The following is a 15,574-nucleotide window of genomic DNA, read 5'->3' as shown; positions in this document are numbered from 1 at the left end:
TTTGACTCATGCGATTCGGCGTTCTGGGGGCGACGGAGGTGCGCCGCGACGACGGCACCACCGTCCCGGTCGGCGGCCCGAGGGTCCGGACGCTGTTCGCGTTGCTCGCGCTGGAGGCTGGCCGGGTCGTCCCCGCGGAACGGCTCATCAACGGCCTCTACGGCGAGCAGCCGCCGGACGGGGTGGCGAACGCGCTGCAATCGCAGGTCTCGCGGCTGCGTGGCGCGCTGAAGGAGCTCGCGCCCGTCGAGTTCAGCCCGGCGGGTTACCGCCTCGTCGTGGACCCCGACGACGTCGACGTCCACCGGTTCGAGCGGCTCGCCGCCGAAGGACGGCGCGCTCTCGCGGCGGGAGACGCCATGAAGGCGGCCGAGCTGCTTCGTGACGCTCTCGGTCTCTGGCGCGGTCCGGCGTTCGCGGACATCACCGACGCGCCGTTCCGTGATCCGCAGGTCACGCGGTTGAACGAGCTGAAGACGTCGGCGATCGAAGACCGTGTCGAGGCCGCTCTCAAGCTCGGGAGACACGAAGACGTTCTCGCCGAGCTTCGCGAGGTCATCGACGAGCAGCCACTGCGGGAACGGCCCCGTGCGCTGCTGATCCGAGCCCTGCACTCCGCCGACCGTCAGGCGGACGCGCTGACCGCGTTCGAGGACGCCCGCCGGGTCCTGGCAGACGAGCTCGGCGCCGACCCCGGACCGGAGCTCGCCGCCGCGCATCTGGCCGTGTTGCGGGGTGAAACGCCGCCGGTCAAGACAGCGCCCATCAAGACCGCACCGCTTCCCGCCCAGCTCACCAGCTTCATCGGCCGCGAAGGCGACCTCCGGCACGTGCTCGGGCAGCTGGACCGCTCGCGGCTCGTGACGCTGACCGGTCCCGGCGGGACGGGCAAGACCCGGCTGGCCATCGAGACCGCCGCCGCGATGGATCTCCCGGCGGTCTTCGTCGAACTCGCGCCGTACACCGAGGACTCGGACGTCGCCCACGCCGTGCTGACCGCGCTCGGCCTGCGGACGGTCCCGCTCGGCGCGGTCACCGCGCCGGTGGAGAACGCGCCGCTGGACCGGCTGATCGACGCGCTGGCCGATCGGGCGGTGCTGCTGGTGCTCGACAACTGCGAGCATCTGGTCGAGGCCGCCGCGAAGCTGGCCGCCCGGCTGCTCGGCGCGGCCCCGGCTCTGCGGATGCTCGCCACCAGCCGCGAACCGCTGGGTATCACCGGCGAGGTCGTCTCCCCCGTGCCGAGGCTCGCCGTGCCGCCGCCGGGCACGCCGCCCGCCCGGTCGCTGGACTTCGCCGCCGTCCGGCTGTTCGCCGACCGCGCGCGGGCCGGCGACCCGGGCTTCGCCGTGGACGACACCACCTCGGGCGACGTCCAGCGGGTCTGCGCCGCGCTGGACGGGTTGCCGCTGGCCATCGAACTCGCCGCCGCGCGCGTGCGGACGCTGCCGATCGGCGAGATCGCGGCCAGGCTGGACGACCGGTTCGGACTGCTCTCGCGGGGCAGCCGGGCCGCCGAGAGCAGGCATCGCACCCTGCGCGGCGTCGTCGAGTGGAGCTGGGACCTGCTCGACGAGGACGAGCGTCTGCTGGGCAGGCGGCTGACGGTCTTCGCGGGCGGCACGACACTGGCCGACGCCGAAGCGGTCTGCGCCGTGGCGGACACCGCGGAGCTGCTTCCGTCCCTTGTGGACAGATCACTCGTCGAACGCGGCGGCGACCGGTATCGGATGCTCGAAACGATCCGGGCCTTCTTCGCCGGGAAACTCACCGAAGCGGGCGAAACCGAGCAATTGCGGCGCAGGCACGCCGAGCATTTCCTCGCCCTCGCCGAGGAAGCGGATCCGATGCTGCGCACCGGCGACCAGCTGCGCTGGCTCGACCGTCTCGACGCGGCCTACGACGATCTCCTCGCCGCGTTGCGCTGGGCCGCCGAATCCGACCCGCGGATCGCGCTCCGGCTTTCGGCTTCGCTGGTGACGTACTGGTGGATGCGCGGTCGCCGGTTCGAGGGCTCGACGCTGTGCTTGGAAGTGGTCAAACAGCTCGGAGAGCGGCCGCCGGAAGGTCTCGAAGAGGAACACCAGCTCTGCGTGCTCACCGCCGCCGCGGGTCTGCGGGGCCACGAGGCGCTCGACCGGCATTTGCCGCTGGTGGAAGGTCTCATGCTGAGCCTCGTCAAGGCGCCCCGGAACCCGGCACTGCTGCTGTTGCTGGGTACCGTGAGCGGACCGCCCGGTGACGACGACGCGCTGATCGAACGCAGCCAGGCGCTGCTGGCGAACAGCGATGCCTGGAGTCTCGCCCTCGCGCCGACCGGCTACGGTCTCCGCGCGATGATGCAGGGCGATCTCGACACGGCGGAGGAATTCCTGCGTGAAGGGGCGCAGGCGTTCCGCTCGATCGGGGAACGCTGGGGCCTTTCCATGGCCCTCGACCATCTGTCACAGATCCTGATCTGGACGAACCGGCAGGCCGAAGCCCTCGAAACGATGAACGAGGCCCTGCGGCTGATGCGGGAGCTCGGCGCGTCCGACGACAACGCGGATCTGCTGTGCCGTCGCGGCGGCAGCAAACTGCTCCACGGCGACGCGGCGGGCGCGCGGGCGGATCTCGAACTCGCCATCGAGATCGCGCGCCGGGCCGGGATGCCCGAAAGCCGGGCGGCCGGATACGTCGGGCTGTCGTTCCTCGCCCGGCACGAGGGCGATCTGGCGGCGGCCCGCGCGTTGAGCGAACGCGCGCTCGCGGAGTGTTCCGGTGGTTCGTTCGCGGCCGAAGGGGTGCGTGCCGGCGCGAAGATCTCCCTCGGCTGGGTGCTGGCCGCCGAGGGCGACGCCGACGGGGCCGAGGAGCTGCACCGGCTGGCGCTGGTGTCGGCGGACCGCTGGCACGACAGCATCACCATGGCCTGTGCCGTCGAAGGCCTCGCCGGGGTCGCGCTGCTGCGGGGCGACGCCGAGCGGGCGGCTGTCCTGATCGGGGCGGCGGTGACCATCCGGGGCACCTCGTTCGCCGTCGATCTGGACGCCGCCCTGCTCAGGACGACCGTGCGGGAGCGGCTCGGGGACGATTTCGACCGGGCCTATCGCCGAGGGCTCGGCGTACGCGGTGCCGCTCAATTGACCGGGAAACTCTGACCGCCTGCCAGCTGGATCCCCTGTGGCGCGAAGCGGCCGACGGCGCCGGCTAGCTGACGCTGGTCGAGCTCGCTGTCCTGGACCGCGACGTACAGCGGTGCCGCGTTGTTCGGGACGGCGCCGAGCCGGGTCATCCCGGGGCCGACCGGGTCGATGGTGAGCCGGGCGACGTCACGCCATGGCACGACGGTCCGCTCGATCCGGACGCCCACCGCGTCCAGTTCGAAGAGCACCCACTGCTGGTCGTGCAGCGACTTCACGTAGGCGATGGTGCCGACGCCGCCGGCGATCAGAACGACGCGCAGCGCACCGGGCGCCTCGATCGCACCGAGCAGGGCGGCGATCCCCAGGAAGGCCACCAGGAGCCCGGTCAGCTTCGCGGCGCCGACCAGGCCCGCGTTCGGTTTGTGCACCCGGAACCGCACGTTGCGGGTCAGGTGTTTGGTGAGCACCCCGCCCCCGACCGCGGCGGCCAGCCCGAGCATCGTCACCACCAGGGAAACCGGCGAGAAGTCCGCGAAGACGTTGTAGCCGGCGATCAGTGCGACGAAGCCGCCCACGACGGCCAGCATCAGCGCGAGCTTTCCCTTGCGCACGTCCTGTTCGCGGCGCTGGAGCGAGGCCTGGTCGGGTGCGCCGAGGAAGCCGCCGTCGATGTTCCTCATCGGGCATCACGCTGTGCTTCCGCAGCCGCACGACGTTCACGCTGGCGACGGTCGAGGACGTACAGCAGGGCGCCGGCACCGGCGCTGACGACGGCGTAGAGCAGGTCCTGCAGGCCGTCCTCCGGGTAGCCGGTGGAGAACTCGGCCAGCGCGAGCGCGACGAACAGGACGCTGATGACGGCCCCGCCGATGATGTACACCTTGTTGCTGAGCATGGTTTCCCTCGCTTGTCGTTGCCTTGGTGGGATCACTTTCGCGCGGGGCACATGACATTCCGATGACAAGCGCTGACAGCGTTCGGTGCGTGGACGGTCAGCGGTCGCGGAGACCCTCCGGACATGACTTACGCAGCTGGATCTCCCGAAGACTTCCTCGCCGTGCGGCATCTGACGTTGCGCGGCTCCCAGGCCGAGATCGGCCGGGCGCTCGGCGCCGAAGTGAAGGCGCGCTCGGACTGGTCGCCGTCGCCGCTCGACCCCATCGTCGCCAGGGCGCGGCGCACCTGGTTCACCCGGAACTGGCCCCAGTACGCGGGACGCCTGGCCGGGTTCGCCGAGGCCTACGGGCTCCCGGCCGACGCGGCGGTCTCCTTGGACGACGCGAGCGCGCTGCCCGCCGGATCGGGGTGTTCGGCGCTGTGGACGGGGAGCACGCTCGGCCGGAACTACGACTTCTTCACCATGAGCTGGACCCAGCTGGGTGCGGTGCTGGCCGGCAAGGAACCCGTCGACGACGGCACCGTGCCGATGGCGTCGCGGCCCTACGTCCTGACGACGATCCCGGACGACGGCATCGCCTCGACCGCGCTGACGATGGCCACGATGGACGGTGCGACGGAAGGGGTCAACGAGGCCGGGATGGTGGTCGCGTTGCTGATGGCCGACGTCGAGACGGCCGCTCCGCTGGAGAACGATCCGGGGCCGCAAGCGGGCCTGTCGGTGCTGCAGGTGTGCCGGTATCTGCTGGACACCTGTGAAAACGTCGACGAGGCCAAGGAGGCGCTGATGCTCGCCAAGCAGTACGCGCACGGCGCGCCTTGTCACTACATCGTCGCCGACGCTTCGGGCCGCGGCTTCGTCTACGAGCGCGGGGCGGACGACATCGAGTATTTCGTCGAGGTCGCCGACGGGCCGCTGTGCGTCACGAACCACCTGCTGCACCGGCACCCGGACGTCGACGCGCTGCCGGAGGACACGCCGGAGACCATGCGCACCTACGAGCGGCTGCGCACCGTCACCAAGGAGGCGGACGCCGGGCCGCGCGCCGCGCTCGACGCGGTGTCGTTCGCGGTCGAGCCCGGCGCGCCGTGGCGGACGTTGTGGCGCAGTGTCCTCGACCCGGCGGCCCGCACCATGAGCACGCGGTTCTACCTCGGTGACGGTGAGAACGGCACCGCGCGGAACTCGCCCGAACTCACCTTCGGGGTGTCGCGGTGACCATCGGCAAGGCCCGCAAGATCGGCACGGTCGCGGTCTGCGTGCTCGCGCAGCTGCTGATCGCGATCGACCTGACGGTGCTGCATCTGGTGCTGCCGTCGCTTTCGGAGCAGATGCACCCGTCGACCACGGAACTGCTGTGGATCGCCGACGCGTACGGCTTCGCGCTCGCCGGGCTGCTGATCACGATGGGGAACATCGGCGACCGCGTCGGCCGGAAGAAGCTGCTGCTCATCGGGGCGTCGCTGTTCGGGGTCGCTTCGGTGATCACGGCGTACGCGCCGACGGCGGAGCTCCTGATCGCCGCCCGCGCGCTGCTCGGGGTCGCCGCCGCGACGCTGATGCCGTCGACCCTGTCGATCGTGCGGAACGTGTTCACCGGCAAGGAACGCGCGGCCGTGATCGGGATTTCGAGCGGGCTGACGATCCTCGGTTTCGGCATGGGGCCGCTCGTCGGCGGTTTCCTGCTCGACCATTTCTGGTGGGGTTCGGTGTTCCTGGTCAACGTGCCGGTGGTGGTGATCATGGTGATCGCGGGCGCGCTGATCCTGCCCGAATCGAAGAACCCCGTCCCGGGCCGGATCGACGTCCTCAGCGTGCTGTTGTCGATCGTCGGCATGGTCGGGATCGTCTACACGATCAAGGAAGTCGCGTACAAAGGCTGGGAACACTGGGATGTCGCGGTCGCCGCGGTGCTCGGGCTCGGCTGCCTGCTGGCGTTCGTCCTGCGGCAGCCGCGGCTGGCCGAACCGCTGATGGACCTGAAGCTGTTCGCGCGGCGGGCGTTTTCGGCGACCGTCGGCACCACCATCGTGGCGATGTTCGCGCAGCTCGCGGTCTCGCTGATGTTCGCGCAGTACCTGCAGCTGGTGGCGGGCTGGTCGCCGCTGAAATCCGGGCTCGCCGGGCTGCCCGGCATGGGCGGCGCGATCCTCGGCGGCGTGCTCGCGCCGTTCGGGATCAAGCTCTTCGGCCGCGCGGTCACCATCGGGCTGGGCTGCGCGCTGTCGGCGGCCGGGTTCGCGTTGTACTCGGGGATCGGCGTGACGATCGTCTACACGGATCTGCTGGCGGCGATGATCGTCTTCGGCGTGGGGCTGGCGCTGATCCTCACCGTCGCGACGGACACGGTGCTCGGTGTCGTACCGAAGGCCAGGGCGGGCGCGGCGTCGGCGATCTCCGAGACGGCGACCGAACTCGGTGGGGCGCTGGGGATCGCCGTCCTCGGCAGTGCGCTCGGCGCGCTGTACCGGAGCGAACTCGTCGTCCCGCCGGGTGTGCCGCCGGAGGCGATCTCGGACACCCTCGGCGGCGCCGTCCAGGTCGCGGCCCAGCTGCCACCCGAACAGGGCGCTTTGGTGCTGGCCAACGCGAAACTGGCGTTCGTCGACGGGTTGCAGGTGACGATGCTGTGCTCGGCGGGGTTGATGGCGGTGCTGGCGGTGAGCGCCCTGTTCACGTTACGCGGGGTGCCGAAGGTCCTCGAAGACCCGGAAGAGGAACCTGCTCCGGTCCCTGTGGCCGCGTGAAATGTCATGAACGACCCTTTCCTGACGTTTTTCGTCAGGAAAGGGTCGTTCATGGGTTGCGAAAGCCACTTTCGCAACGTTGAAGGTTGCGAAAGTGGCTTTCGCAACGTCGGCCGTGGCCGGGCCCGGTAGGTAGCCAAGACCGTCGCGTGGGAGCCGGAAAGCGTCCGTCAGCGGGGCCCGGCCAGCGGGACGGCGCGCCGGTCACCCGACCGCACCATGGCCAGCAAGGGTTTCGCGGCCACCGCGAGCAACCGCGCCGCGAAGGTGCGGCCGTTGCGGCGCGCGATGTCCGGGCCGAAGGCGTCCATCAGCGCGACGAGCCCGGGCAACGGCCGCACGAACAGCGTCACTTCGGTGATCAGCCCGTCTTCGCCGAGTTTCAGCACCGCCGCCTCTTCGATCTCCTCGCCGCGGATGTGCGCGGTGTAGACGACGACGCGTGTCTCGCCGTCCCCGGTGTCGGTGTGGAACCGGACGTCGCGCAGATGCGCGTAGGCGACTTCCAGCAGCGGCTTGAGTTCCGCGTGGCCGCTGAACCGGACCCGGCTGGTCAGCGGCGAACGCACCACGGCGTCCGGCGCGAAGAGGCTCAGCGCGAGATCCACGTCCCGGGTCTCGAGGGCGCGGCGGTACCGCTCGGTGGTTTCGATGCTCATCGGTCCTCCTGGATCAGGTTCCCCAGCCCGCGCCACAACAGATCCGTCGTGAGCGCGACGACTTGCTCCCGCGGGATGTCGCGGTTGTCCCACCACCAGGTGGCGATGGCGTTCAGCGCGCTCTTCGCCGCTTCGGCGAGCGCTTCGTTCGCGCGGTCGCGCGGCAGGTCCGCGGTCAGCGCCAGGCCGGGGACCTGGGCGAACACCTCGGTCAGCTGTGCGGTCGACCTGGCCTGGCCGCGCCGGTGCACTTCGGCGACGCCCTCGTCGGACGGCGTCTCGGCGAAGATCATCCGCCAGCCGCGTTCGTTCGCCTCCATCCAGGCGAAGATCGCCGCCACCCTGGCGTGCAGCTGTTCCTCGGCTGTGTCCGACGGCGGCAGCTCCGCCCAGCCGGCCAGCAGACTGTCCACTTCGGACTCAAGCAGGCCGGCGTACAGCGCCGCCTTGGACGGGAAATGGTCGTAGAGCACCGGCGTGCTGATCCCCGCCGCCGTCGCGACCTCGCGCATCCCCGCCGCGTCGTATCCGGACGCGGCGAACACCCGCGCCGCCGCGGCCAGGATCCGCTCCCGGCGCTCTTCCCTGCTCAACCGCTTACCTGACATTTGTCAGGTACGGTATCAGCTAACCTGACGTCTGTCAGGTAGCGCTCCGGGTAACCTGGTCGATCGTGCGCACAGTAGTAGTCATCGGAGGCGGGATCGTCGGTCTCGCCACCGCCTGGGAGCTGACCAAACGAGGTCTGGACGTCACGGTGCTCGAGAAGGAGGACCGCTGGGCGGCCCACCAGACCGGGCACAACTCGAACGTCGTGCACGCCGGGCTCTACTACAAGCCGGGTTCCTTCAAAGCCAGGATGTCCACCGCGGGCAACCGGTCCATTGTGGACTTCGCGAGGCAGTACGGGGTGCCGGTCGAGGTCTGCGGCAAACTGGTCGTCGCCACCGGCGAAGCCGAGCTTCCGGCGCTCAAGGTGCTCGCCGAACGCGCGGAGGCCAACGGGGTCCCGGCCAAGCTGATCACCCCGAGCGAGGCCCGCGAGTACGAGCCCGAGGTCTCGTGCGTCGCCGCGTTGCGCGTGGAGTCCACCGGCATCATCGACTTCCCCGCGGTTTGCACCGCGCTGGTACGGCTGCTCGACGAGTCCGACGCCGACCTGCGGCTCGGCACGCCCGCGCTGGGCATCCGCCCCGGCCGCACCGGCGGTGTCGAGGTGGCGACCGGCGACGACGTGATCCACGCGGACGCCCTCGTCAACTGCGCGGGCCTGCACGCGGACCGGATCGCCCGGCTCGCCGGGCTCACCCCGGGCGCGCGGATCGTGCCGTTCCGCGGCGAGTACTACGAACTGAAGCCCGAACGCCGCCATCTGGTGCGGGGCCTGATCTACCCGGTCCCCGACGCGTCGCTGCCGTTCCTCGGCGTGCACCTGACCCGCATGCTCGACGGCAGCGTGCACGCCGGCCCCAACGCCGTGCTCGCGCTGCGGCGCGAGGGCTACACCTGGCGCGACATCTCCGCGAAGGACCTCGCCGAAGTCGCCCGCTTCCCCGGCGTCTGGCGGCTCGCGCGCAAGTACGCGTACCCGACCGGGCTCGACGAGGTCCGCCGGTCGTTCTCCCGCCGCCGTTTCGCCGAAAGCCTCGCGCGGCTCGTGCCCGCCGTCACCGAGGACGACATCGTGCGGCACGGCTCCGGTGTCCGGGCACAGGCGCTGCGCCCGGACGGCTCACTCGTCGACGACTTCCTGATCGAGACCGCGCGGAACCAGGTGCACGTCCTCAACGCGCCCTCACCGGCGGCGACGAGCGCGCTGGAGATCGCGAAGCACATCGCCGACGAGGTGACCGGCTAGGACGACGGCGGCAGGTTCGCGTTGAGCAGCGGGACGGCGGCCTTGATCACTTCGCACGCCTTCGCGGGGTCGTCGAGGTTGCCCGCGATGATCGCCACCGTCGACGTCGGGGTGATCGCGATACCCGCCGCGCACAGTTTGCTGCCCGATTCGGTGTAGAGCTTCCATTTGCGGTCGCCCGAGTCGAAATCCTGCGGTTGGCCCTGCGAGATCAGCGTCGGAGTCTCGTCCATCGGCTTCGTCGTGTAGAACCACAGGTCGAGTGCCTTCTCGCCCTTTTCGCCGTCGGTGTCGGCCCACTCGCAGCCGAACTGGTTCGGGTCGACGCTGGACTTCATCGGCTCGCCGGTGGGGGCGAGCCGCAACTGGGCGGTCTGCTCGGGCTTGAGCATGGCGCACGGGTCGGTGCTCACGAGCGGCCCGCCCGGCTCGGCGGGCTTCTGCCCCGGCGGGGCGGTGATCTGCGGGTTCTGCTCCCCACCCGGCAGCTTCGACGCGATCGCGGGGGCCGCCGCCTTGGCGAGGTCGCACGCGTTGGCCTCGGTGTGGTCGGGGCTCTCGCTGGCGATCTCCACGAACGAGTCCGGCGTGATCTCCGTGCTCAGCGAGCAGTAGGTCGGCCCGAGGATGGTCGCGTAGCGCGTCCAGGTGAAGCCGCCGATGCCGAACTTCTCGCCCGGCTGGGCACCGTTCATGTACTCGTTCAGGGACAGGTCCTTGCTCAGCGCGACCTCGAGGTTCGACGCCTTGCGCACGTCCTCCGGCTCGCGGAACCGGCAGACCGCGGGGACCTTCTGTTCGGGTTTGGCCGGGCGCTCCGCTCCGGGATAGGTGACTCCCAGTGCTTTCGCGTGCTCCTCCGAGAGGAGGCCGCACGGTTCGGCCTTCGTGATGACGGGTCCCTGTCCGGGCACCGGCGAAGCCGTACCGGCGACCGTCGACGTGCAGCCGCCGAGCGTCAGCACCGCCAGCCCGATCGCGAGCGAGTTCCGAAACCGCATGCGTTCCCTCCTCATCGGCTCGCACATTACTTGTGCGCGGCCGCATTTCACGAACCGGCGGGCAGCGCGGCGCTCACCGTCGGCAGCGCGGCCCGCAGCAGGTCACAGGCTTTCGTCTCGTCGTCCCAGTGGCCACTGGAGACCTTCACGGTCGACGTCGCGCTGATCGGCAGCGCGGCCGTGCAGTACTTCGTGGCGGTGTCGGACCGGACCGTCCACTTGCGACCTCCGAGGTCGGTCTCCTCGGGGGTGCCCTGGAGCCCGGCGACGTCGGCGACGGCCGTCGCGAGGAAGAGCGTCACGTTCAGCGGACGCTGTCCCTTGTCGCCGTCGGAGTCCTTCCACTCGCAGCCCTTGTCCTCGGGGTTGGCCAGATTGGCCGGATCCACCGGCGTGCCCGGCGCGATGGCCAGCTTCGCGGCTTCGTCGGGCTTCAGCAGCGTGCACGGGTCGACCTGCAGCAACGGCCCGGAAGGCTCGGGCTTCTTCTGCCCTGGCGGCGCGACGATCTTCGGGTTCGGCTCGCCGCCGGGCAGCCTCGACGCGATCGCGGGGGCCGCGGCGAGCGCGAGATCGCAGGCCGTCGCCTCGGGCGCGCCCGCCTGGGTCTCGCTGCCGAGCTCGACGAACGAGGACGGCCCGAGTTCGGTGCTCAGCGAGCAGGCCGTCGGGCCGAGCGGGGACGCGTAGCGCGTCCAGGTGAAGCCGCCGATGCCGAACTTCTCACCCGGCAGGGCGCCCGCGTAGAAGTCGTTCAGCGGGATGTCGGCGCTTTGCGTGATCGACAGGGACACGCCGCGCGGCGAATCGTCGCGTTCGGACAGCAGGCACATCGGCGGGAGCTTCCGCGCCTTGTCGCCCTTGGTCTCGACACCCGGCAGCTTGAGCGCCAGCGCGTCGGCGTGTTCGGGGGCGAGCAACGAGCACGGCGCCGCCTTGGTGAGCACCGGCCCCTGGCCGGGCACCGGCGACGCCGTACCCGAGATCGTCTCGGAACATCCGCCGAGCAGGAGGACCGCCGCGGACAACGCGGTGATCGACTTGCGACGGCGGTTCATTCGGGTCCCCTCCTCGGTGCGGACCCTACTTCGATGCCGGCGTGAGCACCTCGGTTCCGCCGAGGAAGGGACGAAGCGCCTCCGGCACCCGGACCGAACCGTCTTCGAGCTGGTGGTTCTCCAGGATCGCGACGATCCACCTGGTGGTGGCGAGCGTGCCGTTCAGCGTGGCGACGGTCTGCGGGCGGCCGTCGTCGTCGCGGTAGCGGATGCCGAGGCGGCGGGCCTGGAACGTCGTGCAGTTCGACGTCGAGGTCAGCTCGCGGTAGGTCCCCTGCGACGGCACCCAGGCCTCGCAGTCGAACTTCCGGTACGCCGACGTGCCGAGGTCACCGGTGGCGGTGTCGATCACCCGGTACGGGACCTCGATCTTGGCGAGCATCTGCTCTTCCCAGTCCAGCAGGCGCGCGTGCTCGGTCTCGGCGTCCTCGGGACGCGTGTAGACGAACATCTCGACCTTGTCGAACTGGTGCACGCGGATGATGCCGCGGGTGTCCTTGCCGTACGAACCGGCCTCGCGGCGGTAGCAGGAAGACCAGCCCGCGTAGCGCTTCGCGCCCTTGCCGAGGTCGAGGATCTCGTCGGCGTGGTAGCCGGCGAGCGGGACCTCGGAGGTGCCGACGAGGTACAGGTCGTCGTCGCGCAGCCGGTAGACCTCCGACGAGTGCGCGCCGAGGAACCCGGTACCCGCCATGATCTCCGGCCGCACCAGGGTCGGCGTGATCATCGGGGTGAAGCCGTTCGCGGTCGCCTGCGCGATCGCCATGTTCAGCAGGCCGAGCTGGAGCTGGGCGCCGACGCCGGTGAGGAAGTAGAACCGCGAGCCCGAGACCTTCGCGCCGCGTTCCATGTCGAGCGCGCCGAGGCCCTCGCAGAGTTCGAGGTGGTCCTTCGGCTCGAAGTCGAACTTCTTCGGCTCGCCGACGTGCTTGAGCACGACGTAGTCGTCCTCGCCGCCTTCGGGCGCGTCGGGGTGGACGAGGTTCGGCACCAGGCGGTGCAACTGCTCGAACTCCTCCGACGCCTCGGTCTGCTCGACCTCGGCCGTCTTGACCTGGGCGGCGAGCTCCTTCGCCTTGGCGAGGAGCCCGGCCCGCTCGTCACCCTGCGCCTTCGGGATGAGCTTGCCCAGCGACTTCTGCTCGGCGCGCAGCTTGTCGGCGGCGGCGATGGAGGACCGGCGGCGGGAGTCGAGGGAGAGCAGCTTGTCGACCACTCCTTCGTCCTCGCCACGGGCACGCTGCGAAGCGCGCACGACGTCCGGTTCATCGCGCAGAGTCCTGGGGTCAATCACGAGTGCTGAGGGTAGTCCGTGCGAGTCGCACAAAATGTGCGGGTCCGGGCGGATAACCCGACAGTCTGATCGTTGCCGCCCGTTTCGGCCGCTCCCCATACTGAGATCTCCCTGCTGCGGACGGAGAAACCCGATGACCGATGCGGACCTGCTGGCGCGGCACAAGGCGGTGCTGCCGTCGTGGCTGGCGCTCTACTACGACGAGCCGATCGAGATCGTGCACGCGCAGGACCGCCGGGTCATCGACTCGACCGGGCGCACCTACCTCGACTTCTTCGCGGGCATCCTGACGAACTCGATGGGCTACGACGTCTCGGCGATCAGCGACGCCGTGCGCAAGCAGCTCGACACCGGGATCCTGCACACGTCGACGCTGTACCTGATCCGCTCGCAGGTCGAACTGGCCGAGCGCATCGCGAAACTCTCCGGCATCCCCGACGCGAAGGTGTTCTTCACCAACTCCGGGACCGAAGCCAACGACACCGCGCTCATGCTCGCCACCCAGTACCGGCGCAGCAACCAGGTGCTGGCGATGCGGAACTCGTACCACGGGCGGTCGTTCGCGACGGTCGGCATCACGGGCAACCGCGGCTGGTCGGCGTCGTCGCTCAGCCCGGTGAAGGTGAGCTACGTGCACGGCGGCTACCGGTACCGCAGCCCATTCCGCGAGCTTTCGGACACCGAGTACATCGACGCGTGCGTCGCGGACCTCGTGGACGTCCTGGAGACGGGCACTTCGGGCGACGTCGCCTGCATGATCGCCGAACCGATCCAGGGCGTCGGCGGCTTCAGCTCACCGCCGGACGGCCTGTTCAAGGCGATGAAGGAGGTCCTCGACCAGTACGGGATCCTGTTCATCTCCGACGAGGTCCAGACCGGCTGGGGACGGACCGGGGAACACTATTGGGGGATCCAGGCGCACGACGTCGTCCCCGACGCGATGACCTTCGCGAAGGGGCTCGGCAACGGCCTCGCCATCGGCGGTCTCGTGGCGCGCGGCGACCTCGTCGACTGCCTGACCGCGAACTCGATCTCGACCTTCGGCGGCAACCCGGTCGCGATGGCGGGCGCGGCCGCGGTGCTCGACCACATCGCCGACCACGACCTGCAGGCCAACGCGCTGGCCCGCGGCAACGAACTGCTCGACGGCCTGCGCGCGGCCGGGAACCCGCTGATCGGGGACGTGCGCGGCAAGGGCCTGATGATCGGTGTCGAGCTGGTCGAGCCGGGCGGCATGACGCCGAACCCGGGCGCCGCGGCGCGGATGATGGAGGAGACCAAGGCGAGGGGGCTGCTGATCGGCAAGGGCGGGCTGCACGGCAACGTGCTGCGGATCGCGCCGCCGATGACGCTGACCGCCGAAGAGGCCGCGGAGGGTCTCGGGATCATCGTGGACGCGCTGGCCGCCGTCTCCTGACAAGTGTCATGAACGACCCTTTCCTGACGTTTTCCGTCAGGAAAGGGTCGTTCATGACATCCACGGGGATCAGGAGCGGACAAAACGGGCGATGACCTCGCCCAACCGCCCGCCGGCGTCCTCCTGCAGGAAGTGCCCGGCCCCGGTGATCGTCGGATGCTCCAGCTCGCGGGCGCCGCGCATCGCACCCCGCAGTTCGAGGCCCCACGGCGCGGTGATCGGGTCGCCGTCGGAGAACGAGACCAGGAACGGCTTGTCCAGTTCGGACAGCACCTTGAGCGCGGCCCGGTTGGCGGCCGAGGCCGGATCTTCCGGGGTGATCGGCACCAGCGACGGCATCGCGCGCGGCGCGGCCTTGTACATCTCGTTCGGGAAGGGCGCGTCGTAGGCGGCGCGGACCTCGTCGGGCAGCTTGGTCTGACAACCCGACTGGACGAACCGCCCGACGTCGATGACCTGCGCGTTCTCCATGGCGTCGCGGAACTTGTGCCAGAGCTCGGGCATGTCGGTGTCGCCGGTGGGCAGGCCGGTGTTGGCCGCGACGACCCTGGCGAACCGGTCGGAGTTTTCGGCGACCAGCCGCAGGCCGATCAGGCCGCCCCAGTCCTGGCCGACCAGGGTGACGTCGGTCAGGTCGAGCACGTCGAAGGCGAACGCGCGCATCCACTCGACGTGCCGCTGGTAGGTGTGGTCGACCATGTCGCCGGGTTTGTCGGAGCGGCCGAAGCCGACCAGGTCGGGCGCGATGGCGCGCAGCCCGGCGTCGGCGAGCACCGGGATGACCTTGCGGTAGAGGTAGGACCAGGTCGGCTCGCCGTGGAGCAGGAGAACGGGCGGTCCGTCCTCGGGTCCGGCCTCCACGTAGCCCACTCTGATCACGCCGCCGTGAAGGTCGACGAGTTCCGCGTAGCGCGGTTCGAAGTCGAAATCGGGCAGGTCCGAAAACCGGTCGTCCGGTGTCCTCAAAAGGCGCACGACTCCCACGTTAGTGGGAATCGTGCGCCTATGCCGTTTTCAGTGCGTCAGAAAGTCACGAGATGGCAACGGCCACGATGAGGCCGAGCGCCAGGTGCGCGGAGGCCACGACGACGCTGGCCGGGGCGAACTTCTCGCTTTCGATGGTCGAGCGGATGTCGATCCGGGTCGCCCACTCCAGCAGCCGGACGGCGGCCACCTGCACGATGATCCCGAGCAGGCCGTAGACCAGCGAGGTGATGAGGCCCTCGGTCAGGTCGCTGGCGGAGTTCGCGATCGCCACGACGATGATGAACGCCATCGACAGCAGGCCCGACGCGGTGACGATGACCGCGTTCGGCAGGCCGCGGGTGACCAGCTGGGACAGCTTGCCGGGCGTGGTCCAGTCGATCGCCCAGAACCCGGCGAACATCATCAGCAGGCCGACGACGCCGTACAGCAGGATCGCGCCGATCCCTCGCACGAGGTCGGAGCCGAACGTGTCGGACAGCGCAAGGGTGGTGGTCACAGGGGTTCTCCAGGAAGTCAGGAAATGTCAGGTT

General features: G+C 70.0%; 14 protein-coding genes. 5 read left to right on the top strand and 9 right to left on the bottom strand.

What is annotated here, in order from left to right:
• Positions 1 to 8: 8 nt before the first annotated feature.
• Entirely contained in the window at positions 9 to 3,140 is a 3,132-nt protein-coding gene (locus AVR91_RS22905) for a BTAD domain-containing putative transcriptional regulator (protein WP_063275929.1), read from the top strand.
• On the opposite strand, the gene AVR91_RS22900 is transcribed toward AVR91_RS22905, so the two are convergent.
• Complete coding sequence (locus tag AVR91_RS22900) at positions 3,119 to 3,805, bottom strand: hypothetical protein (RefSeq protein WP_063275928.1); 687 nt, start codon at positions 3,803 to 3,805, stop codon at positions 3,119 to 3,121. The two genes, AVR91_RS22905 and AVR91_RS22900, sit on opposite strands and share 22 nt — an antisense overlap.
• Positions 3,802 to 4,020 (bottom strand): hypothetical protein, encoded by a 219-nt coding sequence (locus AVR91_RS22895; RefSeq protein WP_063275927.1) that lies wholly within the window; start codon positions 4,018 to 4,020, stop codon positions 3,802 to 3,804. The genes AVR91_RS22900 and AVR91_RS22895 overlap by 4 nt, the downstream gene beginning before the upstream one ends.
• Before the next feature lie 123 nt (positions 4,021 to 4,143).
• Here AVR91_RS22895 and AVR91_RS22890 point away from each other — a divergent pair, with 123 nt between their 5' ends.
• Together AVR91_RS22890 and AVR91_RS22885 are read left to right on the top strand one after the other, a co-directional pair.
• Positions 4,144 to 5,241: a C45 family peptidase gene (locus AVR91_RS22890; RefSeq protein WP_063275926.1), complete on the top strand. Its 1,098-nt coding sequence runs from the start codon at positions 4,144 to 4,146 to the stop codon at positions 5,239 to 5,241.
• A complete protein-coding gene (locus tag AVR91_RS22885; RefSeq protein WP_063275925.1) occupies positions 5,238 to 6,770 on the top strand; it encodes an MFS transporter in 1,533 nt (510 codons plus the stop codon). The genes AVR91_RS22890 and AVR91_RS22885 overlap by 4 nt, the downstream gene beginning before the upstream one ends.
• A gap of 170 nt (positions 6,771 to 6,940) precedes the next feature.
• On the opposite strand, the gene AVR91_RS22880 is transcribed toward AVR91_RS22885, so the two are convergent.
• On the bottom strand, positions 6,941 to 7,429 hold the full coding sequence (locus tag AVR91_RS22880; RefSeq protein WP_063275924.1) for a nuclear transport factor 2 family protein: 489 nt from the start codon (positions 7,427 to 7,429) through the stop codon (positions 6,941 to 6,943).
• On the bottom strand, positions 7,426 to 8,022 hold the full coding sequence (locus AVR91_RS22875; RefSeq protein WP_063275923.1) for a TetR/AcrR family transcriptional regulator: 597 nt from the start codon (positions 8,020 to 8,022) through the stop codon (positions 7,426 to 7,428). Before AVR91_RS22875 ends, AVR91_RS22880 begins: the two co-directional genes overlap by 4 nt.
• 80 nt (positions 8,023 to 8,102) lie before the next feature.
• Here AVR91_RS22875 and lhgO point away from each other — a divergent pair, with 80 nt between their 5' ends.
• Positions 8,103 to 9,287 (top strand): L-2-hydroxyglutarate oxidase, encoded by a 1,185-nt coding sequence (gene lhgO / locus AVR91_RS22870; RefSeq protein WP_063275922.1) that lies wholly within the window; start codon positions 8,103 to 8,105, stop codon positions 9,285 to 9,287.
• On the opposite strand, the gene AVR91_RS22865 is transcribed toward lhgO, so the two are convergent.
• From AVR91_RS22865 to serS, 3 genes are read right to left on the bottom strand one after another with little or no spacing between them, the layout of a single operon-like run.
• Positions 9,284 to 10,288 carry a DUF3558 family protein gene (locus AVR91_RS22865; protein WP_063275921.1) on the bottom strand — a complete coding sequence of 335 codons (1,005 nt, stop codon included), beginning with the start codon at positions 10,286 to 10,288 and terminating at the stop codon, positions 9,284 to 9,286. The two genes, lhgO and AVR91_RS22865, sit on opposite strands and share 4 nt — an antisense overlap.
• A gap of 47 nt (positions 10,289 to 10,335) precedes the next feature.
• Positions 10,336 to 11,346, bottom strand: a complete 1,011-nt coding sequence (locus AVR91_RS22860; protein ID WP_063275920.1) for a DUF3558 family protein — start codon at positions 11,344 to 11,346, stop codon at positions 10,336 to 10,338.
• 25 nt (positions 11,347 to 11,371) lie between these two features.
• The gene (gene serS, locus AVR91_RS22855; RefSeq protein ID WP_076857403.1) at positions 11,372 to 12,640 is read right to left on the bottom strand and encodes a serine--tRNA ligase; all 1,269 of its coding nucleotides are present in this window, start codon (positions 12,638 to 12,640) and stop codon (positions 11,372 to 11,374) included.
• Positions 12,641 to 12,773: 133 nt separating this feature from the next.
• Between serS and AVR91_RS22850 the strand changes: the two genes are divergently transcribed.
• Positions 12,774 to 14,057: an aspartate aminotransferase family protein gene (locus AVR91_RS22850; RefSeq protein WP_063275919.1), complete on the top strand. Its 1,284-nt coding sequence runs from the start codon at positions 12,774 to 12,776 to the stop codon at positions 14,055 to 14,057.
• 69 nt (positions 14,058 to 14,126) lie between these two features.
• Here AVR91_RS22850 and AVR91_RS22845 read toward each other — a convergent pair whose 3' ends face one another.
• Together AVR91_RS22845 and AVR91_RS22840 are read right to left on the bottom strand one after the other, a co-directional pair.
• Positions 14,127 to 15,032, bottom strand: a complete 906-nt coding sequence (locus AVR91_RS22845) for a haloalkane dehalogenase (RefSeq protein ID WP_063275918.1) — start codon at positions 15,030 to 15,032, stop codon at positions 14,127 to 14,129.
• A gap of 55 nt (positions 15,033 to 15,087) precedes the next feature.
• Positions 15,088 to 15,540 (bottom strand): DUF350 domain-containing protein, encoded by a 453-nt coding sequence (locus tag AVR91_RS22840; RefSeq protein ID WP_016330638.1) that lies wholly within the window; start codon positions 15,538 to 15,540, stop codon positions 15,088 to 15,090.
• Between the last annotated feature and the right edge of the window lie 34 nt (positions 15,541 to 15,574).

Source organism: Amycolatopsis keratiniphila subsp. keratiniphila (genome assembly GCF_001620365.2).
GTDB lineage: Bacteria > Actinomycetota > Actinomycetes > Mycobacteriales > Pseudonocardiaceae > Amycolatopsis > Amycolatopsis keratiniphila.
Note: the sequence above shows the minus strand (reverse complement) of the source record. Positions and strands in the feature narration are given on the sequence as shown.